Source organism: Mumia xiangluensis (assembly GCF_010994095.1).
Taxonomy (GTDB): Bacteria; Actinomycetota; Actinomycetes; order Propionibacteriales; family Nocardioidaceae; genus Mumia; species Mumia xiangluensis.
Map to the genome: position 1 here is coordinate 735,825 of NZ_WJYO01000002.1, position 22,276 is coordinate 758,100.

At 71.0% G+C, this 22,276-nt stretch carries 23 protein-coding genes and 1 tRNA gene; 9 read left to right on the plus strand and 15 right to left on the minus strand.

The window, feature by feature from the left end:
* Positions 1 to 6: 6 nt before the first annotated feature.
* On the minus strand, positions 7 to 1,668 hold the full coding sequence (argS, locus tag GH747_RS09725) for an arginine--tRNA ligase (protein WP_149769349.1): 1,662 nt from the start codon (positions 1,666 to 1,668) through the stop codon (positions 7 to 9).
* Between the two features lie 51 nt (positions 1,669 to 1,719).
* Positions 1,720 to 2,121 carry a response regulator gene (locus tag GH747_RS09730; RefSeq protein WP_149769350.1) on the minus strand — a complete coding sequence of 134 codons (402 nt, stop codon included), beginning with the start codon at positions 2,119 to 2,121 and terminating at the stop codon, positions 1,720 to 1,722.
* 59 nt (positions 2,122 to 2,180) lie between these two features.
* On the opposite strand from GH747_RS09730, the gene GH747_RS09735 reads away from it, so the two are divergent.
* Positions 2,181 to 2,252 (plus strand) — tRNA-Arg (locus GH747_RS09735).
* 67 nt (positions 2,253 to 2,319) lie between these two features.
* Here the strand turns inward: GH747_RS09735 and GH747_RS09740 are convergent.
* Positions 2,320 to 3,180: a 3-hydroxyacyl-CoA dehydrogenase gene (locus GH747_RS09740; protein WP_149769351.1), complete on the minus strand. Its 861-nt coding sequence runs from the start codon at positions 3,178 to 3,180 to the stop codon at positions 2,320 to 2,322.
* Positions 3,177 to 3,821 (minus strand): TetR/AcrR family transcriptional regulator, encoded by a 645-nt coding sequence (locus GH747_RS09745; protein ID WP_205602863.1) that lies wholly within the window; start codon positions 3,819 to 3,821, stop codon positions 3,177 to 3,179. The genes GH747_RS09740 and GH747_RS09745 overlap by 4 nt, the downstream gene beginning before the upstream one ends.
* Positions 3,822 to 3,919: 98 nt before the next feature.
* On the opposite strand from GH747_RS09745, the gene GH747_RS09750 reads away from it, so the two are divergent.
* The 3 genes from GH747_RS09750 (at position 3,920) to GH747_RS09760 (ending at position 8,525) form a co-directional block, all read left to right on the plus strand.
* Entirely contained in the window at positions 3,920 to 4,516 is a 597-nt protein-coding gene (locus tag GH747_RS09750) for a hypothetical protein (protein ID WP_149769353.1), read from the plus strand.
* Between the two features lie 136 nt (positions 4,517 to 4,652).
* Positions 4,653 to 8,339 carry a multifunctional oxoglutarate decarboxylase/oxoglutarate dehydrogenase thiamine pyrophosphate-binding subunit/dihydrolipoyllysine-residue succinyltransferase subunit gene (locus tag GH747_RS09755; RefSeq protein ID WP_407663275.1) on the plus strand — a complete coding sequence of 1,229 codons (3,687 nt, stop codon included), beginning with the start codon at positions 4,653 to 4,655 and terminating at the stop codon, positions 8,337 to 8,339.
* Between the two features lie 9 nt (positions 8,340 to 8,348).
* Positions 8,349 to 8,525, plus strand: a complete 177-nt coding sequence (locus GH747_RS09760) for a DUF6104 family protein (RefSeq protein ID WP_163695435.1) — start codon at positions 8,349 to 8,351, stop codon at positions 8,523 to 8,525.
* A 279-nt stretch (positions 8,526 to 8,804) separates the two neighbouring features.
* Here GH747_RS09760 and GH747_RS09765 read toward each other — a convergent pair whose 3' ends face one another.
* The 3 genes from GH747_RS09765 to GH747_RS09775 form a co-directional block, all read right to left on the minus strand.
* A complete protein-coding gene (locus tag GH747_RS09765) occupies positions 8,805 to 9,773 on the minus strand; it encodes a zinc-binding dehydrogenase (protein ID WP_149769355.1) in 969 nt (322 codons plus the stop codon).
* A 47-nt stretch (positions 9,774 to 9,820) separates the two neighbouring features.
* Positions 9,821 to 10,933 (minus strand): NAD(P)-dependent malic enzyme, encoded by a 1,113-nt coding sequence (locus tag GH747_RS09770; RefSeq protein ID WP_149769527.1) that lies wholly within the window; start codon positions 10,931 to 10,933, stop codon positions 9,821 to 9,823.
* A gap of 254 nt (positions 10,934 to 11,187) precedes the next feature.
* Positions 11,188 to 11,592: a hypothetical protein gene (locus GH747_RS09775; RefSeq protein WP_149769356.1), complete on the minus strand. Its 405-nt coding sequence runs from the start codon at positions 11,590 to 11,592 to the stop codon at positions 11,188 to 11,190.
* Positions 11,593 to 11,841: 249 nt separating this feature from the next.
* Between GH747_RS09775 and GH747_RS09780 the strand changes: the two genes are divergently transcribed.
* Positions 11,842 to 12,093 (plus strand): WhiB family transcriptional regulator, encoded by a 252-nt coding sequence (locus GH747_RS09780; RefSeq protein ID WP_149769357.1) that lies wholly within the window; start codon positions 11,842 to 11,844, stop codon positions 12,091 to 12,093.
* Between the two features lie 109 nt (positions 12,094 to 12,202).
* Here GH747_RS09780 and GH747_RS09785 read toward each other — a convergent pair whose 3' ends face one another.
* On the minus strand, positions 12,203 to 13,690 hold the full coding sequence (locus GH747_RS09785) for a sensor histidine kinase (protein ID WP_149769358.1): 1,488 nt from the start codon (positions 13,688 to 13,690) through the stop codon (positions 12,203 to 12,205).
* 100 nt (positions 13,691 to 13,790) lie between these two features.
* On the opposite strand from GH747_RS09785, the gene GH747_RS09790 reads away from it, so the two are divergent.
* The 4 genes from GH747_RS09790 to GH747_RS09800 all read left to right on the plus strand — a co-directional run bounded on the left by GH747_RS09790 (position 13,791) and on the right by GH747_RS09800 (position 17,769).
* Complete coding sequence (locus GH747_RS09790) at positions 13,791 to 14,720, plus strand: DUF2785 domain-containing protein (RefSeq protein WP_228552858.1); 930 nt, start codon at positions 13,791 to 13,793, stop codon at positions 14,718 to 14,720.
* Positions 14,721 to 14,750: 30 nt separating this feature from the next.
* On the plus strand, positions 14,751 to 16,448 hold the full coding sequence (locus GH747_RS09795) for an acetolactate synthase (protein ID WP_149769359.1): 1,698 nt from the start codon (positions 14,751 to 14,753) through the stop codon (positions 16,446 to 16,448).
* A gap of 74 nt (positions 16,449 to 16,522) precedes the next feature.
* Entirely contained in the window at positions 16,523 to 16,597 is a 75-nt protein-coding gene (locus tag GH747_RS22495; RefSeq protein ID WP_369797015.1) for a 50S ribosomal protein bL37, read from the plus strand.
* Between the two features lie 239 nt (positions 16,598 to 16,836).
* Positions 16,837 to 17,769, plus strand: a complete 933-nt coding sequence (locus tag GH747_RS09800) for a patatin-like phospholipase family protein (RefSeq protein WP_149769360.1) — start codon at positions 16,837 to 16,839, stop codon at positions 17,767 to 17,769.
* A gap of 15 nt (positions 17,770 to 17,784) precedes the next feature.
* Here the strand turns inward: GH747_RS09800 and GH747_RS09805 are convergent, their stop codons facing one another.
* The 7 genes from GH747_RS09805 to GH747_RS09835 all read right to left on the minus strand — a co-directional run bounded on the left by GH747_RS09805 (position 17,785) and on the right by GH747_RS09835 (position 22,193).
* Entirely contained in the window at positions 17,785 to 18,321 is a 537-nt protein-coding gene (locus GH747_RS09805; RefSeq protein WP_205602864.1) for a GNAT family N-acetyltransferase, read from the minus strand.
* The gene (locus GH747_RS09810) at positions 18,318 to 18,704 is read right to left on the minus strand and encodes a thioesterase family protein (RefSeq protein ID WP_228552859.1); all 387 of its coding nucleotides are present in this window, start codon (positions 18,702 to 18,704) and stop codon (positions 18,318 to 18,320) included. The genes GH747_RS09805 and GH747_RS09810 overlap by 4 nt, the downstream gene beginning before the upstream one ends.
* Positions 18,701 to 18,988, minus strand: a complete 288-nt coding sequence (gene rsrA / locus GH747_RS09815) for a mycothiol system anti-sigma-R factor (RefSeq protein WP_149769361.1) — start codon at positions 18,986 to 18,988, stop codon at positions 18,701 to 18,703. Before rsrA ends, GH747_RS09810 begins: the two co-directional genes overlap by 4 nt.
* On the minus strand, positions 18,985 to 19,632 hold the full coding sequence (locus GH747_RS09820) for a sigma-70 family RNA polymerase sigma factor (RefSeq protein ID WP_149769362.1): 648 nt from the start codon (positions 19,630 to 19,632) through the stop codon (positions 18,985 to 18,987). The genes rsrA and GH747_RS09820 overlap by 4 nt, the downstream gene beginning before the upstream one ends.
* 156 nt (positions 19,633 to 19,788) lie before the next feature.
* Positions 19,789 to 20,460: an alpha/beta hydrolase family protein gene (locus GH747_RS09825; protein WP_149769363.1), complete on the minus strand. Its 672-nt coding sequence runs from the start codon at positions 20,458 to 20,460 to the stop codon at positions 19,789 to 19,791.
* On the minus strand, positions 20,460 to 21,278 hold the full coding sequence (locus tag GH747_RS09830; protein WP_149769364.1) for an SOS response-associated peptidase: 819 nt from the start codon (positions 21,276 to 21,278) through the stop codon (positions 20,460 to 20,462). The genes GH747_RS09825 and GH747_RS09830 overlap by 1 nt, the downstream gene beginning before the upstream one ends.
* A 102-nt stretch (positions 21,279 to 21,380) precedes the next feature.
* Complete coding sequence (locus GH747_RS09835) at positions 21,381 to 22,193, minus strand: hypothetical protein (RefSeq protein WP_163695438.1); 813 nt, start codon at positions 22,191 to 22,193, stop codon at positions 21,381 to 21,383.
* Positions 22,194 to 22,276: the final 83 nt, after the last annotated feature.

Below are 22,276 nucleotides of genomic sequence, written 5' to 3' on the forward strand. Positions count from 1 at the left end.
CGGGCGTCACATCCGCTCGGGCGCCGAGACGCCGAGCAGCTCGAGGCCGTTGGCGACGACCGTCAGCGTGGCCTCCACGAGGACCAGGCGTGCGCGGTGGACGTCGCCGATCTCCTCGTCGCCCTGCGGCAGGACGCGGCACACGTCGTAGAACTTGTGGAACGCCGACGCGGTGTCCTCGAGGTAGCGCGCGATGCGGTGGGGCTCGTGGTACTCGGCGGCGCGGGCCACGACCCGCGGGAACTCCGCGAGCGCCCGCAGCAGGTCGCCCTCGCGCTCGGTCGAGAGCAGCGAGAGGTCAGCGGAGTCGGGCGCGGGGACCAGCCCCAGGTCCGCGGCGTTCCGCAGGATGCTCGACAGCCGCGCGTGGGCGTACTGGACGTAGTACACGGGGTTCTCGGCGCTCTGCCGCGTCACCTCGGCGACGTCGATCGTCAGCGGCGAGTCCACCGGGTGGCGCGACAGCGTGTAGCGCAGCGCGTCCACACCGATCATGTCGACAAGCTCCGACAGCGTCACGAGCGTGCCGGCCCGCTTGGAGAGCTTGAGCTCCTCCCCGTTGGACAGGATCTTCACCAGCTGCCCGATCAGGACCTGCAGGTTGTATCCGGCCTGGTCGCCCGCACAGGCCGCCATCGCCTGGAGGCGGCCGACGTAGCCGTGGTGGTCGGCTCCCAGCAGGTAGAGGCACTGCTCGAACCCGCGAGCCCGCTTGTCGAGGTAGTAGGCGGTGTCGGAGGCGAAGTAGGTGAGCTCGCCGTTCGAGCGGACCAGCACGCGGTCCTTGTCGTCGTCGAAGTCGGTCGTACGCATCCAGGTCGCGCCGTCCGCCTCGTACAGGTGGCCCTCGGCGGCGATGACCTCGAGCGCGCGATCGACCGCCCCGGAGGCGATGAGCGAGCGCTCGGAGAACCAGACGTCGAACAGCGTCCGGAAGCTCGCGAGATCGGCCTGCTGCTTCGCGAGCTGCAGCGCGTACCCCTTCTCCCGGAAGGCGACCGCCTGCTCGGACTCCGGCAGGTCGAGGATCCCGGGGTCGGCAGCCACGATCTCCGCGGCCAGGTCGACGACGTAGCCGCCGTGGTAGCCGTCCTCGGGAACGGCCTCGCCGCGCGCGACCGCCATCAGCGACGCGCCGAACTTGTCCATCTGGTTGCCGCGGTCGTTGATGTAGAACTCGGTCGACACCCGTGCGCCTGCCGCCGTCAGCACCCGCGCGATCGCGTCGCCGACGACCGCCCAGCGCGTGTGGCCGAGGTGCAGCGGGCCGGTGGGGTTGGCGGAGATGAACTCGAGGTTCACCGCGCGGCCGGCGAGCACGTCGGAGCGACCGTACGCGCTGCCGGCGCGGACGATCTCGCCCGCGAGCGTGCCCTGCGCGCCGGTGTCGACGCGGACGTTGAGGAAGCCGGGCCCGGCGACCTCGACCGAGCCGATCCCCGGTGCCTGGGCGAGCTGCTCGGCGAGCGCCGCAGCGAGGTCGCGCGGAGCCATGCCCGCCTTCTTGCCCAGCTGCAGCGCGACGTTGGTCGCGTAGTCGCCGTGCTCCTTGACCTTGGGTCGCTCGACGACCACGGTCGTCGGCAGCTCGGTCAGGGCAAGGGTCCCTGCAGCCACGAGGGACTTCAGGGCGTCGACGATCGCGTCCGACAGCTGTTCGGGAGTCACCTGCAGATCGTATCGAGGCCCGTCAACGCGGATTCGGCGGATCTCCGCTTGCTACGCGTCGACGCCGTTGCCCTGGAGGACCTCGCGGACCGTCCGGACGAGCACCATCGGGTCGAACGGCTTGGTGACGTACGCGTCGACGCCGACGTCCTGGCCGCGCTGGAGGTCGTGCGCCTGGACCTGCGTCGTGACCATCACCACGGGGATGTCCTTGGTGCTCGGCGACCGGCGCAGCGCTCGCACGGTGTCGAGGCCGTCCATGCGCGGCATGACGACGTCGATCGTGACGACGTCGGGACGGGTGTCGACGACCACGTCCAGGCACTCGAGCCCGTCGGCGGCCTCGAGGACCGTCCAGCCCTCCAGCTCGAAGTTCGTCCGCAGAAGCAGCCGGATCGAGTCGGTGTCGTCGACCACCAGGACACGCGGCGGCCGGCCGTTCGGGAAGGGCATGTGCGCAACCGTACTCGGCGTGCGATACCGTTGTCCGGCCCGCTACAAAACGCGAGCGCGCCCCCGTAGCTCAGGGGATAGAGCACCGCCCTCCGGAGGCGGGAGCGTAGGTTCGAATCCTACCGGGGGCACAGACAAAGGGCCGCTGACCTGCAACGACAGGTCGGCGGCCCTTCGGCTTGCTCAGCGCCGTACGGCTCAGGCGCCGTACGAGTAGAACCCCTCGCCGGACGCGGCCCCGAGCTTGCCTGCGTCGATGAAGTCGCGCTTGAGGATCTCGGCGAACTTCTGCTGCGTCGGATCGTCGGAGGTCCGCGCGATGTTGTACGGGGTGACCATCCCGATCACGTCGAAGATCTGGAACGGCCCCAACGGAGCCCCGGTGGCGATCCGCCAGGTCTTGTCGATGGTCTCCACGTCGGCGACCCCGTCCACCCACAGCGCGGAGGCGGCGTTGAGGAGCGGCACGAGGAGCGAGTTCAGGACGTATCCGGGCCGCTCCTTCTTGACCTCGATCGGGACCATGCCGATCTCGCGCGCGAAGTCCACGACGGTCGCGTAGACGGCGGGGTCGGTCTTCGGGGTCCCCATCACCTCGGCGGTGTTCTGGACCCAGATGCGGTTGGCGAAGTGCAGGGCGAGGAACCGGTCCGGGCGTCCGGTGGCCTCCATGAAGTCGCTCGGCAGCAGCGTCGAGGAGTTCGTGGCGAAGATCGTCCGCTCGGGCGCGGCCGCTCCGACGGCCGTCCAGGTCGCGCGCTTGATCTCGAGGCTCTCCGGTACCGCCTCGATGACGAGGTCCGCGTCGGCGACGGCTGCGGCGAGGTCGGACGTGACGTTGATGCGCGCGAGGCCTGCCTCCGCCTTGCCTCCCGCAGCGCCGTCGACCTCCGCCTCGTACGTCGTGACGAGCCCGGCGAAGCGCTCGCGGGCCTTCTCGAGGGCCGGCTCGTCGATGTCGTAGGCGACCACGTCGAACCCCGCGTACGCGGTGGCGTAGGCGATCTGCGAGCCGAGGACACCGGTCCCGAGGACAGTGACGGTCGTGATGTCGGTCATGTTGTTGCTCCCTTCCGAGCAGGGCGAGGCGTGGTCAGGTAGCCACGCACGATGAGGGCGACCTGGGCCGCGAGGAGGTCGGACAGCGGGTCGGCGGCGAGGTCGGGGCGCGCGGCGGCCAGGATCGCCGCGTGGAGCGAGGCGAAGACCGCGTCGGCGGCCGCCGAGGGGTCGGGCGCATCCGTACGGGGGTGGCTGCGCGTCCACGCCCGTTCGAGGAGTGCGGCGATCGCCGTCACGAAGCCGTCGACGAGCTCGAGCGCCTCGGTGCGGTAGGTGCCGTCCGCGCCGTACACCACCTCCCGCTGGTAGCAGGCGGTGTTCTCGGCGTTCGCGCGGCTCTGCTCGAGCAGCGGCGCGACCAGCGCGAGCGCCGCCCGTGCGGGGTCGCCCTCGCCGTCGGCTCTCCGGAGCCCCGTCTCGAGCGCCGCCGCGACCCGGGCGTTGGTCACCATCAGCAGGAGCTCGGGCTTGGTCGCGGCGTAGCGGAAGAGCGTCCCGGCAGCGACGTCGGCGCGGTCGGCCACCTGCTGGGTGGTCACCGCCGCGTACCCGCGCTCGTCGAACAGCGCGGACGCGGCGGCGAGGATCCGCTCGCGCTTCTCCTGCTTGTTGCGCTCGCGCCGACCGGGACCCGTCACCGCGCCACCTCGTCTTTCCTGAAGTCCACTCATAAATGAGCGTACTCCGTTTTATTGCAGAACCCCAGCGCCGCACTCGGCAGACGTACGCTGTCTCCATGCGTGCGAACCGCGGCAACCGCCTCCCCAGCTGGGCAGCGTGGCTCTCGGTTGCCGCACTCGCGGGGCTCACCATCGGTCCAGTGGTCGCAGTCCTCGCCGCCGGCGCGTGCGCCGCTGCACTCACCGCCGAGGAGGTCGGCTACCGACGGCGCGCGCGGGCCTACTTCGCCCGGCTCCACCGCACCACCCTCCGCCGTCACGACGCGATCCTCGATGCGTGGATGACGATGCGCGACGGCGACGCCGACCGGCCGTCGACCCGGCTCGCCGACGACGTGCTGAGGGCGCCGACCGCACGGTTCGTGACGCTCGCCGCCCGGTCCACCGACGCGCGCAACCTCGTACGCCCCCGCGAGCACGAGACCGTCGTCGCGTACCGCGAGGCCGTCAGCGACCTCGAGCTGGCTTGGCGACGCCTCGAGCTGCACGCGCGCGGCATCGACGCATGGAGCGACGCACGCCGCTGGGGACGCGAGCGCCTGCCCGAGTCGGCGACCGCCCTCGTCGCTCCCCTGGTGCCCGTCGTGCGGGCCGCGGCGAGGAACGCGTTGCGGGCCGCGGAGTCGCGTTTCAGCACACCCGGCGCACGCTAGACAGACCTCTCGCGCCGCGCCGGGCGTGACCGTCGTCACTGATCGCGCCCGTCGGTGGCGACCCTTCGGTCGGGGTCTACCCTGGTACGCGTATGCCCTGTGGGCGTGGGAGACATCGGACAACCCGGAAGAGGCGATCGAGGCCGTGGCCGAGAGCGACAGCCCCCTGCCAGATTTTGGCACCAACCAGTGGCTGGTTGAAGAGATGTACGAGCGTTACAAGACCGACCCGAAGTCGGTCGACGCATCGTGGTCGCGACTCTTCGAGGGAGGTGGAACGACGCCGGCCAGCGCACCGACCGCGGCCGCGACGACGAAGGCTGCCCCCGCCGCGACGGCCGTGAAGACGCCCGCCGCGCCGGCCAAGCCTGCCGCGAAGCCCGCCGCCGCGAAGCCGGCCGCGAAGCCGGCCGCGAAGCCCGCGACCGCATCGGCCCCGCCGGCGAAGGCCGCGGCGCCCGCGTCGACCGCCACCGACGTCGAGAAGGTCGTCCTGCGCGGTGCCGCCGCCCGGACCGCCCTCAACATGGACGACAGCCTCACGGTCCCCACGGCGACCAGCGTCCGCTCGGTCCCGGTGAAGCTGCTGATCGACAACCGCATCGTCATCAACAACCACCTCGCTCGCGCGCGCGGCGGCAAGGTGTCGTTCACCCACCTCATCGGCTATGCGCTCGTCAAGGCGCTGCGGGCGATGCCGGAGATGAACGCCGGCTTCGAGGTCGTCGACGGCAAGCCGAACCTGCTCAAGCCCGAGCACATCAACCTCGGTCTCGCGATCGACCTCGCGAAGCCCGACGGCACGCGTCAGTTGCTGGTGCCGTCGATCAAGCAGGCCGACACGATGGACTTCGCCGGCTTCTGGACGGCGTACGAGGCCGTCGTGGACAAGGCGCGCAACAACAAGCTGACCGTCGCCGACTTCCAGGGCACCACGATCAGCCTGACCAACCCGGGGACGATCGGCACCAACCACTCGGTCCCGCGCCTGATGAAGGGCCAGGGCGCCATCATCGGCGTCGGCTCGATGGACTACCCGCCGGAGTTCCAGGGTGCGTCCGAGCACACGATCGCCACCCAGGCGATCTCCAAGATGATGACGCTGACGTCGACCTACGACCACCGCATCATCCAGGGCGCGCAGTCCGGCGACTTCCTCCGGCGCGTCAGCGGCCTGCTCCTCGGTGAGGAGGGCTTCTACGACGAGATCTTCCGCGCTCTCAACATCCCCTACGAGCCGATCCGTTGGGCCCGCGACATCGCCGTCAGCCACGACGACGAGGTGCACCGCCAGGCGCGCGTGCTCGAGCTCATCCACGCCTTCCGCGTGCGTGGCCACCTCATGGCCGACACCAACCCGCTCGACCACTCCCCCCGCAGCCACCCCGACCTCGAGATCTCCTCGCACGGTCTGACGCTGTGGGACCTCGAGCGCGAGTTCGCCACCGGCTCCTTCGGCGGCCGCGAGCGCCGCTTCATGAAGCTGCGCGAGATCCTCGGCATCCTCCGCGACTCCTACGCCCGCACCTCCGGCATCGAGTACATGCACATCCAGGACCCGGAGCAGCGCCTCTGGATCCAGGAGCGGGTCGAGCGCGAGCACTCCAAGCCGCCTCGCGAGGAGCAGCTCCGGATCCTGCACAAGCTCAACCAGGCGGAGGCGTTCGAGACGTTCCTCCAGACGAAGTTCGTCGGGCAGAAGCGCTTCAGCCTCGAGGGCTCCGAGACGACGATCCCGCTGGTCGACGAGATCTGCGAGGCCGCTGCCGCCGACAACCTCGACGAGGTCTGCATCGGCATGGCGCACCGCGGTCGCCTCAACGTGCTGGTCAACATCGCCGGCAAGAACCCCGGCTTCGTCTTCCGCGAGTTCGAGGGCAACATCGACCCGCGTACGGTCCAGGGCTCCGGCGACGTCAAGTACCACCTCGGCGTCGAGGGCGAGTTCTCCGCGGCCAACGGCGACAAGATCAAGGTCTCGGTCGCCGCGAACCCGTCGCACCTCGAGGTCGTCGACCCGGTGCTCGAGGGCATCGCGCGAGCGAAGCAGGACCGCCTGAACCGCGGCGAGGACTTCCCGGTCCTGCCGCTGCTCATCCACGGCGACGCGGCGTTCGCCGGCCAGGGCGTGGTCGCGGAGACGCTCAACCTCTCGCAGCTGCGCGGCTACCGCACCGGTGGCACGATCCACGTGATCGTCAACAACCAGGTCGGCTTCACCACCTCGCCGAGCTCGTCGCGGTCCTCGACGTACGCGACGGACGTCGCCCGCATGATCCAGGCGCCGATCTTCCACGTGAACGGCGACGACCCGGAGGCGTGCATCCGGATCGCCCAGCTGGCCTACGAGTACCGCAAGGCGTTCAAGAGCGACGTCGTCATCGACCTCATCACCTACCGCAAGCGCGGCCACAACGAGGGCGACGACCCGAGCTTCACCCAGCCGCTGATGGTCGACGTCATCGAGAAGAAGAAGTCGGTCCGTGTGCTCTACACGTCGGCGCTCGTCGGTCGTGGCGACATCACCATGGAAGAGGCCGAGAGCGCGCTCAAGGACTACCAGGACCAGCTCCAGCGGGTCTTCGCCGAGGCCGGCACCGCCGCCGACGACTACCAGACGGCGCCGGAGTACCCGGAGAAGCCCGAGCTGCCGCGCCTCGAGACGGCGGTCACCCCGGAGACGCTGAAGGCGGTCTCCGAGGCGTACACGGCGGTCCCCGACGGCTTCACCGTCCACCCGAAGGTGCTCCCGCAGCTCCAGCGCCGCGCCGCGTCCATCACGGCCGGGCCCATCGACTGGGGCACGGGCGAGATCATCGCGATCGGCTCGCTGCTGCTCGACGGGCGCCCGGTGCGTCTGGCCGGCCAGGACTCGCGCCGTGGCACGTTCTCGCAGCGGTTCGCGACGATCATCGACCGCGTGAACGGCAACGAGTGGACGCCGCTCACGCGCATGGCCGACGACCAGGGCACGTTCTACATCTATGACTCGCTGCTCAGCGAGTACGCTGCCCTCGGCTTCGAGTACGGCTACTCGGTGGCCCGCCCCGAGGCGCTGACGATGTGGGAGGCGCAGTTCGGCGACTTCGTCAACGGTGCCCAGTCGGTCATCGACGAGTACATCTCCGCCGGCGAGGCGAAGTGGGGCCAGAAGTCCGGCGTCGTGCTGCTTCTGCCGCACGGCTTCGAGGGCCAGGGTCCTGACCACTCGTCCGCACGCATCGAGCGCTTCCTTCAGCTCGCTGCCGAGGACGCGATGGTCATCGCGCAGCCGTCGACACCTGCCTCGTACTTCCACCTGCTGCGCAAGCAGAACCTCGGGAGCGAGCACCGCCCCCTCGTGGTGTTCACGCCGAAGCAGCTGCTCCGTCTGAAGGCCGCCACGTCGCAGCCCGAGGACTTCACGAACGGGACGTTCCAGCCGGTGCTGGCCGACCCGTCGGAGGCGAGCATCAACGCGGACGCCGTCGAGCGTGTGATCCTGACCTCCGGGCGGGTCGCGTACGACCTCCTCGCGCACCGGAGCACCGTGGAGGCCGACGGCATCCGTACGGCGATCCTCCGGGTCGAGCAGCTCTACCCGGTGCCGGTCGAGGAGATCAAGGCCGAGCTCGCGAAGTACCCGAACGCACGCGAGCTGCGCTGGGTCCAGGACGAGCCTGCCAACCAGGGTCCGTGGCCGCACATGGCACTGAACCTGGCTCCGGAGCTCGACCTGCCGCTCGTCCGCGTGTCGCGGGACGCGTCGGCCGCTCCGTCGGTCGGCAGCCACAAGCGCCACGTCGAGGAGAACAAGGCGCTGATGGCGAGCGCGTTCGCCTGAGGACCGACCGTGTACTTCACCGACAGAGGGATCGAGGAGCTCGACTCGCGCCGCGGCGACGAGGAGGTCACGTTCGCGTGGCTCTCGGAGCGGCTGCAGGAGTTCGTGGACCTCAATCCTGAGTTCGAGGTGCCCGTCGAGCGGCTGGCCACGTGGCTGGCCCGCCTCGACGACGAGGACGACTGAGCAACCGCACCACCACCGCCAGCCCCGTCGTCGAGGCGTACAGGCGTCGCCCAGGCGTTTGCCACGCCCCCACAGCAAACACCCCTGGTGCACCGCAAATTTGCGGTGCACCAGGGGTGTTTGCGTGGTGGGCGTGGCAAACACAGGAGGCGCGACCCGGCAGCAACCCGGCGGCGGACCCGGCGGGACCCGGCAGGACCCGGCAGGACCCGGTGGCGGACCCGGCGGGACCCGGCGGCGGACCCGGCGGGACCCGGCCGGACCTCGCGCCGCGCAGGGTCAGCGGGTGAGGACGATCTTGCCGAACACGTCGCCCGACGCCACGTCCTCGAAGCCCTTGGCGGCATCGGTCATCGGCAGCACCTGGTCGATGAGGGGTCGCGTGCCGGTCACGTCGAGGAACTCGGCCAGCTGCGCCAGCTCCGTACGCGTGCCCATCGTCGAACCCTGGATGCGCAGCTGCAGGAAGAAGATGCGGGTCAGCTCCGCCTGCGACGGGTTGTTGCCCGACGTCGCGCCCGCGATCACGATGGTGCCGCCGGGCTTGAGCGCCTTGATCGAGTGCGACCACGTGGCAGCGCCGACGGTCTCCATCACCGCGTCGACCCGCGCAGGCAGGCGAGCACCGGACTCGAAGACGTCGCTGGCCCCGATCTCGAGGGCACGGGCCCGCTTGGCCTCATCACGGCTCGTCGCGAAGACCCGGATCCCGGCCGCTCGCGCGAGCGTGATCAGCGCCGTCGAGACGCCACCACCGGCGCCCTGCACGAGCACGGTGTCACCCGGCTTGAGTCCGGACTGCGTGAAGAGCATGCGGTACGCCGTCAGCCACGCCGTCGGGAGGCATGCCGCCTCCTCGAACGACAGGCCGGCGGGCTTCGGGACGACGTTGCGTCGCGGCACGGCGACCTTCTCGGCGAACGTGCCCTGGTAGCGCTCGGACAGCAGCGACCGCTTCGGGTCGTGCGTCTCGTCGCCCGACCACGACGGGTCGCTGATCACGGCGTGGACGACGACCTCGTTGCCGTCCTCGTCGTAGCCGGCGGCGTCGCAGCCGAGGATCATCGGCAGCGACTCCTCGCGCAGCCCGACACCACGCAGGGACCACACGTCGTGGTGGTTCAGCGAAGCGGCCTTGACGGTGACGGTGGTCCAGCCGTCCGGGACCTCGGGATCGGGCCGTTCACCGACCACGAGGCCGGAGAGCGGGTCGTCGTTGCTGAAGGAATCGGCATACACGGCAAACATGTCCGCACCTTACCGACGAGTCACGAGGACGTACGGCGGGGAGGAGGTCATCGACGCGCGACGCCGTCACGACGCGCCGCCGCCATCACCGCCGTCGCCACCGCCGGCGCCACCCGGTCGTCGAACGGCGACGGGATGACGTACGACTCGGTCAGCGCCTCCCCGACCAGATCGGACAGCGCCCGCGCCGCGGCGACCTTCATGCCTTCGGTCACCTTCGACGCGCGCACGTCGAGGGCCCCGCGGAACAGCCCCGGGAACGCCAGGACGTTGTTGATCTGGTTCGGGTAGTCCGAGCGACCCGTCGCGACCACGCGTGCGTGACGGCGGGCGATGTCCGGGTGGACCTCCGGAGTCGGGTTGGCCAGCGCGAAGATGATCGCGTCGTCGGCCATCCGCTCGATCGCGGACTCCCCGACGGTGCCGCCGGACACGCCGATGAACACGTCCGCTCCGTCGAGCGCGTCGGACAGCTGACCCGACCGGCCCCACTCGCTGGTCTCGAACGCGATCTCCGCCTTGATGGGCGTGAGGTCCGTACGACCTGGGTGAACGACGCCTGCCCGGTCCACGACCGCCAGCTTGCGGATGCCGCTCGCGAGCAGGATGCGGGCGATCGCCACGCCGGCGGCGCCTGCGCCCGAGATGACGACCTTGGTGTCCGCGGCGTCGCGACCGGTGAGGCGCAGCGCGTTGAGCAGGGCGGCGAGCGTGACGATCGCCGTACCGTGCTGGTCGTCGTGGAACACCGGGATGTCGACGCGCGCCTGCAGCGCACGCTCGATCTCGAAGCAGCGCGGGGCCGCGATGTCCTCGAGGTTGATGCCGCCGAAGCTCGGCGCCAGGCGCACGACGGTGTCGACGAAGGCGTCCGGGTCGCGCTCGTCCAGAGCGAGCGGGATCGCGTCCACACCGCCGAACTGCTTGAACAGGATCGCCTTGCCCTCCATCACCGGGAGCGACGCGGTCGGACCGATGTCGCCGAGCCCGAGGACGGCGGAGCCGTCGGTGACCACGGCGACGGTGTTGGAGACCCACGTGTAGTCGTCGGCGACCGTCGGATCCTCCGCGATGGCCTCACAGACGCGTGCCACGCCCGGCGTGTACGACAGCGACAGGTCGTCGGCGTCACGCAGCGGAGCGGTTGCGGCGATCTGCATCTTGCCGCCCCGGTGTACGTCGAATACCGGATCCCCCGCGAACTGCGACGAGTTCGGGAAACGGTCGACTGACTCGGCAACCACGACGAAACCTCACTGGGAGTTGGGATGAGTGGCCCACGTCGGCACACACGTGCCGAAGACAGGGACGGACCGGTCGAGACGGGACCGGACACCGAAGCCCCACGCACGGCCGGTCAGGCCGCGGGAGCAGTGACGAGGGGGTGACCCCGTCGGTCATTCAACCACACCGCTCAGGGCTGCGAGTCGTGCGCCTGCTCGTCGACCTCGCGGAGGAGGGCGCTGGTGCCCGGCGAGAGCGTCCCGAACATCACGACGGCGGCCGTCACGGCGAGCACGGCCGACACCAACGGCGCCGCGTCCCGGAGGCTCCACGCGATGCCGAGCTGGATGAGCTGGGTGAAGGCGATCGGAGCGCGGACCCAGACCTGCAGGCGCCACAGGCCGCGGGCTGTCGCGAGCAGCAGCGTGGCGTAGGCGAAGAAGAACAACGACGTCGCGAGCGCGAGGACGACGCGGTCGCGATGGATGTCGAGGAGGTCCAGGACACCGAACGCGGCGATGCCCACTCCCTCGAGCGCCACGAGCAGCGCCGCCAGCCTGATCCTCGGGGTCGGCGAGGGCGTTGTGTGACCCACGAGACAGGCCCCTTCCGTTCTATTGCTCTTGTGTTAACCCAGGTTTCTTGCGACGATCTTAGTGCTGCTGCGCGGCGCCGAAATCACCGGACGCAAACCGTCAGATTCCCGGCCCCGACGGCACATCGGAAGCTCGGACACCACCCCCACCCACACGGTTTGGGCAGCTCCGTCTCCACCCTATTCGTGAAGCAATTCACAACGCGAGATCGTGCTTAGCACCACGGTCAGAAGAAAGGACGTTTCGCCATGGACTGGCGTCACCACTCTGCATGCCTCGACGAGGACCCGGAGCTGTTCTTCCCGATCGGGAGTACGGGGCCGGCGATCTCGCAGGTCGAGGATGCGAAGGTGGTGTGCCGCCGTTGCGACGTCCGCGAGCAGTGTCTCACGTGGGCTCTCGAGTCCGGACAGGACCACGGCGTCTGGGGCGGCATGAGCGAGGACGAGCGTCGCGCACTCAAGCGTCGTACGGCTCGCGCCCGCATCCGCACCGCCTGAACAGTACGCCGCGCAGGCCACGAGCCGTCGCTCCCAGGTCCCGTCCCCGCACCGCGGGGCGGGACCTTCGTACGTCCTGGGCTGGGTACGTCCTGGGCTGGGCGCGGTCTCAGCGCCCGCGGCCGCTGAGCGGGACCTCGACCCGGACCCGGGTCCCTCCCCCGCCCGTGTTGGGGTGCCGCGGCCCGAACGACAGGACCCCGCCGAGCTCCGACTCGACCAGCGTCGTGACGATCGAGACGCCGAGGCTGGTCGTGTTGCGCGGGTCGAACCCTGACGGGAGCCCGACGCCGTCGTCCAGCACCGAGATGTCCAGCCGGTCGCCACGGCGGCGTACCTCCAGCACCACGTGCCCGCGCTCCTCCTCGCCGAAGGCGTGCTCGGCGGCGTTCTGGATGAGCTCGGTCAGCACCATCGCGAGCGGCGTCGCGATCTCGGCCGGGAGCTCGCCGAACGCACCGACCCGCTCGGTGGTCACGCTCCGCGCGGCGGAGGCCACCTCGGCGACCATCGTCCGCAGCCGGTCGGCGACCTCGTCGAACTGGACCATGTCGTCGAACGCCCGGCTGAGCGTCTCGTGGACGACGGCGATCGACTCGATGCGGCGTACGGCCTCCTCGAGGCCCTCGCGTCCCGCGCCCGGCTCCGTACGCCGCGCCTGGAGCCGCAGCAGCGCCTGCACGGTCTGCAGGTTGTTCTTGACCCGGTGATGGATCTCGCGGATCGTCGCTTCCTTGCTCATCAGCTCGCGCTCGCGGCGCCGCAGCTCGGTGACGTCCCGCAGGAGGACCAGCGCGCCGGACGGCTGACCCGACGACCACAGCGGGATCGAGCGCAGGCTGAGCGACGCGTCGCCGTTCTCGAGCTCGGCCTCGGTGCCGCCGCGCCCCGTGAGCGCCGGGCGGATCGCCTGGTCGGTCGGCCGGTTCGGGGCGGCGATGAGCGCCCTGGCCACCTCGGTGAGGTCCGCGCCCTCCAGGTCACCGGTGACGCCGAGCCGCCGGAACGCCGACACGCCGTTCGGGCTCGCGTAGACGACGCACCCGTCTGCGTCCGTCCGGATCAGGCCGTCGCCGACGCGCGGCGAGTGCGAGAGGTCGGACTGCTCCCCCGAGAGCGGGAAGGCACCCTCGGAGATCATCTCCGTCAGGTCGTCGGCCATCGAGAGGTACGCGAGCTCGAGCCGGCTCGGCGTGCGGACGCCCAGCAGGTTGGTGCTCCGGGCGATGACGGCGATGACGTTGCCTGCGCGGCGGACGGGGATCGTCTCGAGCCGCACCGGGATGTCGTCCCTCCACTCAGGGTCCCCCTCGCGCACGACGCGGCCGTCACGGTAGGCGGCGTCGATGGTGGGGCGGCGGTTGCGCGGCACGAAGTCTCCGACGACGTCGTCGAGGTGCGCGGTGACACCGGTGGTGGGCCGCATCTGCGCCCCCGCCCAGAACCCCTTGCCCTCGGCGTCGGGCAGCCAGAGGACGAGATCCGCGAACGACAGGTCGGACAGGATCTGCCAGTCGGCGACGAGCTGGTGGAGCCATTCCATGTCCGCAGCGTCGAGGCTGGTCTGGTGGCTGGCGACGTCGTCGAGTGATGGCACGGAGCCCAGCGTATCCAGCGTGCGACAGCGCGACGGCTCCCGCAGCGGACAGGTGTGGCCCGGGTCTCCTTCCGACTCCCGAACGTGCGACGATAGCCCCGTGTCCGAGGCGTACTGGCGTTCAGTGATCGACGCCGGGATGGCCGTCCCGAGCGACCGGTCCCTCAACGACCTCACGCTCGAGCTGGTCGACATGCTCGCGAGCTCCGACGCCGACGTGCGCGACGGGATCGCCTTCCCGCTGCTCGCGACGTGGATCAGCACCGGCGAGTACGACGGGCTGCTGCGCGGGTTCGGCAACGGCGTGGTCACCGGTCTTCGTGCGGGGCTCGGCAACCAGGGCGACCTGACGGTGCTGCGACGCTCCTACACCGCGCTGGTCCTCTCCGAGATCATCTGCCGCGACAACGAGATGCAGCTGCTCCCGGCGGCGACGGTGATGGGCTGGGGCGACCAGGCGACCTCGTGGCTGGTCCGCGAGAAGGACCTCCGGGGCTGGATCCCCGACGTCGGCTGGGCCCACGCGCTCGCCAACGGCGCCGACCTCGTGGGCGCTCTCGCCCGTTCCCCCCACTTCGACATGCTCGAGCTCACGGTGCTCCTCGACGTGATCGCCGACCGGCTCCTCATCCCGACCGACCACGTCCTGCGCCACGGCGAGGACGACCGGCTCGCCTACGCCGCCATGGCCGTGCTGCACCGCGGCGTCGTCTCCCCCAACGTCGTCGAGCCGTGGCTCGCGCGACTCGGCGCCGGGACGCAGCGCCCGCGGACGCGCGGCAGCTCCGTGGGCGAGTGGCCCACACCGGCGGCGTACAACACGTCGCGATTCCTGCGCGCGCTGTACGTCCAGCTCGCCCTCGGCGTGAAGGGGCGCGCGGGTGTCGCCGGCGACGACGAGCTCTTCGGAGCGCAGCCGCCGCACCGTGCCGACCTCCTTCTCGCGGCGATCGAGCAGATCCGCGGCGAGACGCCGTGGCTGTTCGCGGCGACGACCAGCGGACGCAGGACGGTCACCACCGGACGCTGACGGGGTCTACCGATAGGTAACCTAGGTCACATGACCGCTGAGACCCCCACTGCTGCCGACGCTCCCGCCCCCGAGGGCCGCGAGGGCCACGGCGGAGACCACGCACTCGACGCCGCTCGTGCACACGGCGTCGAGACGATGTTCACCCTGTCCGGAGCCCACGTGTTCCCGCTGTACGACGCCGCGGTGAAGGCCGACGAGCCGATGCGCATCGTCGACGTCCGCCACGAGCCCTCGGCGGTGTTCGCGGCCGAGGCCACCGGCAAGCTCACCCGTACGCCCGGGCTCGCCGTGCTCACCGCCGGTCCGGGTGTCACCAACGGGGTGAGCCCGATCGCGCAGGCCCACTTCGCCGGCTCCCCCCTCGTGACGATCGGCGGCCGGGCGGCCACCCACACGTGGGGCATGGGCAGCCTCCAGGAGCTCGACCACCCGCCGATCGTGTCGACGGTCTCCAAGTGGGCCGGCACGGCGCTCACGGTCGACGAGATCGCCCCGACGGTCGACCAGGCGTTCGCCCTCGCGGGCAGCTCGCACCGCGGCCCGACGTTCCTGGACGTCCCGATGGACCAGCTCTTCAGCCGTACGACGGTGACCGGCGCCGACTACGGCACGCTGCCCGCCGCCCTGGAGCCCGACAGCGACCAGGTCGCTGCGGTCGCGCGCCTGATCGCTGCGGCCGAGCGTCCGGTGCTGGTCCTCGGCACCGATGTGTGGGCCGACCACGCCGAGCAGGCCGCGCTGCGCTTCGTCGAGGAGACCGGCATCCCCGCCGTCACCAACGGCATGGGCCGCGGTGTCATCCCCGGCGGTCACGGCCAGCTCGTCACCAAGGCACGGTCGGCAGCCCTCGGCAAGGCCGACCTCGTCGTGGTCGTCGGCACGCCGCTCGACTTCCGCCTCGGCTACGGCGTCTTCGGCGGCAAGGACGGCGCTCCTCACGCGAAGGTCGTACACGTCGCCGACAGCCCCGCCCAGGTGTCGTCCTCGGCCAACCTCGCCGCTTCCCTGTCGGGTGACCTCACGACCTGCTTCGACCAGGTCCTGCAGGCGCTGCAGACGGCGAGCGGGTCCCGCCCGTCGTGGACCGCATGGACCGAGCAGCTGCGTGAGGCCGTCTCCGCGGCAGCGGCGCGCGACGCCGAGCTCCTCCACGCCACGGCCGACCCGATCCACCCGGCTCGCATCTACGGTGAGCTCATCCCGCGTCTGGCCGATGACGCCGTCGTCATCGGAGACGGCGGTGACTTCGTGTCGTTCGCCGGCAAGTTCCTGGAGCCTGCGCGTCCGGGCTGCTGGCTCGACCCCGGACCGTACGGCTGCCTCGGCGCCGGTCTCGGAGCGGCGATGGCCGCACGCATCGCCCGGCCTGACAGCCAGGTCGTCGTGCTGTTCGGGGACGGTGCAGCCGGCATGTCGCTGATCGACGTCGACACCCTCGTCCGCCACAACCTCCCCGTCGTCATGGTCGTCGGCAACAACTCGGCGTGGGGGCTGGAGAAGGCCCCGATGCAGTTCCTCTACGGCTACGACGTCGCGGCGGACCTGGCGCCGAACACGCGCTACGACGAGATCGTCGTCGCGCTCGGCGGCGGTGGCGAGACGGTCACGGACCCGGCGGAGATCGGCCCTGCGCTCGATCGCGCCTTCGCGTCGGGGATCCCGTACCTCGTCAACGTGATGACCGACGTGAACGCGATCTACCCGCGCAGCACCACCGGCGTCTGACCTGGCCTGAGGTCGCGTACGGGCCGGTTGGCCCGGCATGCGACCATGGGAGCAGCACAGTTCGAGGAGGACCCATGGGCAAGACTGGCCGCAAGCGCCGGGCGCGTCGCAAGAAGGGCGCGAACCACGGCAAGCGTCCCAACGCTTGATCGACATGACGAGGGCCCCGCACCACACCGGTGCGGGGCCCTCGTCGCGTCTCCCGAATGTCGATCGCACTCGCGCCGTCGGCGTGCTAGCGTCGTGCCGATCTCGACGCCGTCCGCAGGAGGTGAGCCCCGCATGAACGCAGTATCCGCACCGGGTGCTCCCCCGCCTTCCGAGACCGCGCGACCGAGCTAGTCGCCGACGGGAGCGCCCGACAGGCCTTCTCGAAAGGGCGACTCCCATGAACACGACACCTTCTTCTGCTCTGCACCACTCCCCGACGACGCGTGCTGCTGGAAAGCGAGCACTGGTCCTCGGCGGCGGCGGATCGACGGGCAACGCCTGGCTGATCGGCGTCGTCGCCGGTCTCTCCGAGGCCGGGCTGGACGTGACCGACGCCGATCTGATCGTCGGCACATCAGCCGGATCGACGGCGGCGGCCCAGATCACGGGCGCGCCACCGGCCGAGCTGCTCACTGCCGCACTTGCCCCTGTGCCCCGGCGCCCGGCCGGACCCGCCGGGCCCGCCGGCGGACGCGCTACGACGGCGAGGGTCGCCGACCAGCTCGAGAGGACCCGCCGAATCATCGAGGCCGCGCAGGATGCGGCCGACCTGCGCCGCCGGATGGGTGCCGTCGCACTCGAGAGGGCCGCCGCGTCGGACCCCTCGTGGCAGGACCAGTGGCGCGCCACCGTCGCCGCACGCCTGCCCAGCCAGCAGTGGCCGCACCGACGGGTGCTGGTCACAGCAGTCGATGCCGACACCGGCGCGCCGGTCGTGTTCGACCGCGAGAGCGGTGTCGACCTGGCGGACGCCGTGGCCGCCAGCTGTGCCAGCGGCTCGGCCTACGGGATCGGCGACGGTCGCTACATCGACGGCGGCTACCGGCGCAACGAGAACGCGGACCTGGCAGCAGGGTACGAGCGGGTCCTCGTCCTGGCACCGTTCGGTGGCAGGTCGTGGACGCCCCCGCAGTGGGGCTTGCAGCTCGCCGCGCAGGTCGAGGAGCTGCGTGCGGCCGGCAGCAGAGTCGAGTCCGTCGTCCCGGACGGCAGCTCCGAGCACCTGTTCGGCGCGAACGCGATGGACCTCTCGCTGCGGCCCGCGGCAGCCCACGCCGGTGCCGGACAAGGCCGAGGTCTTGCCGAGCAGCTCACGGAGCTGTGGCGCTGACGTCCCGCGGACCGGTCAGGCGACGGGGCGGCTGAAGCCGATGAGCTCGGTGCCCGGGACCGGCGACCAGTCGAGGTCCTCGCGCCGGACGAACCCGTGCGCCGCGTAGAGCCGGTGCGCCGGCGCCATGTCGGGGAGCGAGCTGATCACGACCTCGCGGAGCCCGTCCGACTCAGCGCGCGCGAGACACCACCGCACCATCGCCGTACCGACGCCGAGGCCCGCCGCCGCAGGGTCGACGCCGAGCATCCGAAACTCGCCCTGGTCGTCGCGGGTCGCGAGCTCGCGCATCGTCGATCCTGGGGAGCACCACGTGACGGTGCCGACGAGCCGGCCGTCGAGCTCGACGACGGCGACCTCGGAGTCCTGAGCACGCGTCTCGACGTCGGCGAGCTTGGCGGCGTACGCGACGTCCTCCGAGCCGTCGGAGAAGCGCAGGTAGCCCTCGGCGCGGTATGCGGCGACCACGATCGCGCCGGCCCGCGCATACTCCTCCGGGCGGACCGGGCGGACCATGAGCCGGGCCGACCCGACCGCCTGGGAGGCCGTCATGCGCCGACGCGGGCCAGGAAGCGCTCGGTATCGACGACCACGCGGCGGACCTCGCCCTCGGCGAGCAGCCTGCCGTCGGAGTCGGTCGCGACGACCTCGAACGACACGAGCCGCCCGTCGACGGCGGTCACGGTCGCGACCACCGCCACCGTCGCGCCCACAGGACTCGCCCCGAGGTGGTCGAGCCGCACACGCGTGCCGACCGAGGTCTGGCCGTCTGCGACCGCCCCGGCGATGGCCGTACAGGTGGCCTCCTCGCACCAGGCCAGCACGCGAGGCGTGCCGAGGACCGGCAACGACCCGCTGCCGAGCGCGATCGCCGTGTCGTCCTCACCGACCGTGCGGGTGAGCGTCGCGCTCAGGCCCTTTTCGATGACGCTCACGCGTCGGGCCCGGCGACGCGCTCGGTCGTGGTGACCGTGACCGTCGTCCGGATCGACGTCAGCACCCGCGCCCGCAGCATCTCCGGCGCCTTCTCGCGGCACGACCGCGCGACGAGCTCCTTCACGATGCGCTCGACGTCGAACTGCGTCAGGCAGGGTGCGCAGTCGGCGATGTGCGCGTGGACGGCATCCCAGTCACCCTCCGCGAGCTCGCGGTCGAGGAAGAGGTAGAGCTTGTCGACCGCCTGCTGGCAGTCGGGCTCAAGACGGATCTCGTCACTCATGACTTGTCACCAGCCGTAACCATCCCGCGCTCGCGCGCGTAGTCCGTGAGCAGCTCGCGGAGCTGCTTGCGTCCGCGGTGGAGCCGCGACATCACGGTGCCGATCGGGGTCTCCATGATCTCGGCGATCTCCTTGTAGGGGAATCCCTCGACGTCCGCGAGGTACACGGCGTAGCGGAAGTCCTCGGGGAGCTGCTGGAGTGCCTGCTTGACGTCGCTGTCGGGCAGGTGCTCGAGTGCCTCCATCTCCGCGGACTTGAGCCCGCTCGAGGTGTGGGCCGCCGAACGTGCGAGCTGCCAGTCCTCGATCTCCTCCGTCATCTGCTGCTGCGGCTGCCGCTGCTTCTTGCGGTAGGAGTTGATGTAGGTGTTCGTGAGGATGCGGTACAGCCAGGCCTTGAGGTTCGTGCCGGGCCTGAACTGGTGGAATGCCTGGTACGCCTTGGCGAAGGTCTCCTGGACCAGATCCTCGGCGTCGTGCGGGCTGCGGGTCATCCGCAGCGCGGCCGAGTAGAGCTGGTCGAGGAACGGCAGGGCATCACGCTCGAACCGGGCGGTGCGCTGCTCGGGGGTCTCGGTCGCCTCGACGCGGTCGGTCCCCTCGTCGGGGACGACCGTCGCGGCGGTGTCGCTGGAGTCGCTCATCGTCGTCCAGCCTACTCCGGGCAGCCCCGTCGCAACGGGGTCGAGCGCGGCGGAGTCGGCAGGTCGGGTCAACGTCGCGAGCACGTGCATCCTCCTGAGGTCGTCCGTTCGCCGCTGTCGGCGGCACCGTCTCGTCCAACGCCTCCGGGGTCGGGGTCATTCCCCCGATGGGCGGTCGCGGCCCACCCGCCGGCGTACGAACGCGTGCACGCCGTCGACCAGCGCGGCGTCGATCGCGGCCTGGTCCGGGTCGGCCCGCCTCGCCACCTTGAGCGCGTGGTCCGCGCCCGGCAGCACGACCATCGACAGCGGAAGTGCGCCGTGGCCGGGAGGGAACTCGGCCGGAGCACCGAAGGGGTCGTTCGCCCCCTGCACCACGAGCGTCGGCACCCCCGCACCGAGGAGCTCGTCGACGCGCGAGCGCTCGGGCTTGCCAGGCGGGTGGAGCGGGAACGCGAGCGCGACGACGCCGACCGCGCCGAGCGCGCGGCCGCGCCGGCACGCGACCCGCGCCCCGGCGCTGCGCCCTCCGACGAACATCGGAACGCGCGGACGCAGGTGGTCGACGAGCGCCGTGAACGAGGCGTCGAGGACCGAGGGTGCCGGTGCGATGCGCTTGCCCGCGGTCCGCCAGGGCATCTCGATGCGCACCACGCCGATGCCGAGCCGGGGAAGCCCCCGCGTCAGCACGTCGAGGTCGTGGCTCTCGATACCCCCGCCGGCTCCGTGGGTGAGCACGAGGGTCGCCCAGGCGCGGTCGGAACGGCGCGACACGATCCGGCCGGGGCCGTGAGGGGTGTCGTACGTGCGCTCGGACAGCGTCGGCATCAGAGGTCCCCGAGCGTGGGCTGGGCGCCGTCGCCGGCGTCCGGCTCGCCCTCGAGGGCGATCGGCTCCATCAGCTCGGGGCCGTTGTTCCTGACGTTGTTGACGGTGGTGGAGACGGGGTACGCCTCGAGCGCGCCAGGCGCTGCCGGGACGAGCAGCCGGCCCAGCGCCTCCTTGTCGTCGTTCGCGGGGTCGAGCCAGGTGCTCCACCGGTCACGGGGTACGAGCATGGGTGCGCGGTCGTGGATGCGTCCGAGATCGTCGGTCGCCGTCGTCGTGATGATCGTGAACGTCCACAGCCAGGCGGCGTCGTCGTCCTCGGGCAGCGACCGGTCCTTCCAGATCTCGTACAGGCCGGCCATCGCCAGCGTGCTCCCGTCCGGCGAGTGGATGAAGAACGGCTGCTTCACCGGCTTGGACTTCGAGCCCGCCTTCTTTCCCCCCGGGGCGGGCGTCTCGGCCTTCTCGCTCGTGTACCACTCGTAGAAGCCGTCGGCGGGGACGATCGCTCGCCGCTTCGCGAACGCCGAGCGGAACGACGGCTTCTCTGCGAGCGTCTCGGCGCGCGCGTTGATCATGCGGTTCCCGATCGCGCGGTCCTTGGCCCAGCTGGGCACCAGGCCCCAGGTCAGCGCTTTCACGAGGCGGTGCGAGACGGCCGGGTCCTCCCGGGAACGACGCTCCAGGATGAGGGGGACGACCTTCGTCGGGGCGACGTTGTAGTCGGGCCGGAGATCAGGCAGGTCGTCAGCGGGCTCGGCTTCGAACTCCGCGCTCAGGTCGGCAGACGATCGGGTCGTGGCATAGCGGCCGCACATGCCCCCAGCGTTCCACAGATCTCCCGGCCGACTCAGCGGTCGGGGGATGCTGATCGTCCTCGGCGCCCGCCCGTCCCGAGAGCGAGCGGACGCCGAGAACGGTCAGCCGAGCCCGGAGGCGGTGCTGCCCCGCCCGAGCTCGCCGAGCAGACGCGTCGCCGCGCCGCTCGTCGCAGGGAGCCCTTCGACCCAGACCCGCGTCGCCGGCACGTCGGCCGACCGGTCGAGCACCTCGCGCAGTGCGCGGTACCCGCGGATCGCGTCGGAACGGCGTACGAGGGCGACCGCCCTGTGCTCGCCGAGCCGGGCGATGGTCTCGTCGCCGTCGAAGCAGGTGCGCAGCGCGTCGGCGATCACGAGCATCGAGAGCGAGCGGAGCAGACCCATGTCGGGCCCGACGCCGCCGGACACCTCGACGACGACGAACGCCGCCGTGTCAGAGGCGAGGACCCCGGAACGCTCGGCGAGCCGGTACGCGTCGTCGAGACGCGACCGCAGGTGCGCGGCCGACGCCAGTCCGGTCAACGGGTCCTCGCACGACGTCTCGTAGGCGTCGTGGATCGCCGTCTCCGTCCAGGCGATGCTCATCGCGCGGACCAGCTCGTACGGTGGGAGCGAGCCCGAGACGCTGCGACACACGTCCTCGACGTCGCGCAACAGCTCGCTCCACCCGATCCCCTCAGTGGCTGCGGCCGCCCCGAGCTCGACCGCAGCCCCTTCCGGGTCCTCACCACTACGAAGCACGTCCCGCAACGCGACGAGGTGTCGCGTGGGGACGAGGAACAACGACTCCGTCACCGCGGCCGGTGCCCCCACCGGGCGCGGGACCTGTGTCTGCTGGCCGGTCGTGGTCGCCGTGCCAGCCCTCGTCTCGTCGTGCTTCATGCAGGTGAGACGCGCGCCGACGCGGACCATGACGCCACTTCGCAGAACTTTTTCCTCGGCGGCGTTTTTCTCAGGAACTGTCGTCAGGTCTGTGTTCTCGCCTACCGTGGGAG

Coding starts and splice junctions, on each gene's coding strand:
- GH747_RS09730 (WP_149769350.1), bottom strand. CDS start 2,121: ATGCCCTTCCCGAACGGCCGGCCGCCGCGTGTCCTGGTGGTCGACGAC.
- GH747_RS09740 (WP_149769351.1), bottom strand. CDS start 3,180: ATGACCGACATCACGACCGTCACTGTCCTCGGGACCGGTGTCCTCGGC.
- GH747_RS09750 (WP_149769353.1), top strand. CDS start 3,920: ATGCGTGCGAACCGCGGCAACCGCCTCCCCAGCTGGGCAGCGTGGCTC.
- GH747_RS09765 (WP_149769355.1), bottom strand. CDS start 9,773: ATGTTTGCCGTGTATGCCGATTCCTTCAGCAACGACGACCCGCTCTCC.
- GH747_RS09770 (WP_149769527.1), bottom strand. CDS start 10,933: ATGCAGATCGCCGCAACCGCTCCGCTGCGTGACGCCGACGACCTGTCG.
- GH747_RS09780 (WP_149769357.1), top strand. CDS start 11,842: ATGGACTGGCGTCACCACTCTGCATGCCTCGACGAGGACCCGGAGCTG.
- GH747_RS09795 (WP_149769359.1), top strand. CDS start 14,751: ATGACCGCTGAGACCCCCACTGCTGCCGACGCTCCCGCCCCCGAGGGC.
- GH747_RS09800 (WP_149769360.1), top strand. CDS start 16,837: ATGAACACGACACCTTCTTCTGCTCTGCACCACTCCCCGACGACGCGT.
- GH747_RS09805 (WP_205602864.1), bottom strand. CDS start 18,321: ATGACGGCCTCCCAGGCGGTCGGGTCGGCCCGGCTCATGGTCCGCCCG.
- rsrA (WP_149769361.1), bottom strand. CDS start 18,988: ATGAGTGACGAGATCCGTCTTGAGCCCGACTGCCAGCAGGCGGTCGAC.
- GH747_RS09820 (WP_149769362.1), bottom strand. CDS start 19,632: ATGAGCGACTCCAGCGACACCGCCGCGACGGTCGTCCCCGACGAGGGG.
- GH747_RS09825 (WP_149769363.1), bottom strand. CDS start 20,460: ATGCCGACGCTGTCCGAGCGCACGTACGACACCCCTCACGGCCCCGGC.
- GH747_RS09830 (WP_149769364.1), bottom strand. CDS start 21,278: ATGTGCGGCCGCTATGCCACGACCCGATCGTCTGCCGACCTGAGCGCG.
- GH747_RS09835 (WP_163695438.1), bottom strand. CDS start 22,193: ATGGTCCGCGTCGGCGCGCGTCTCACCTGCATGAAGCACGACGAGACG.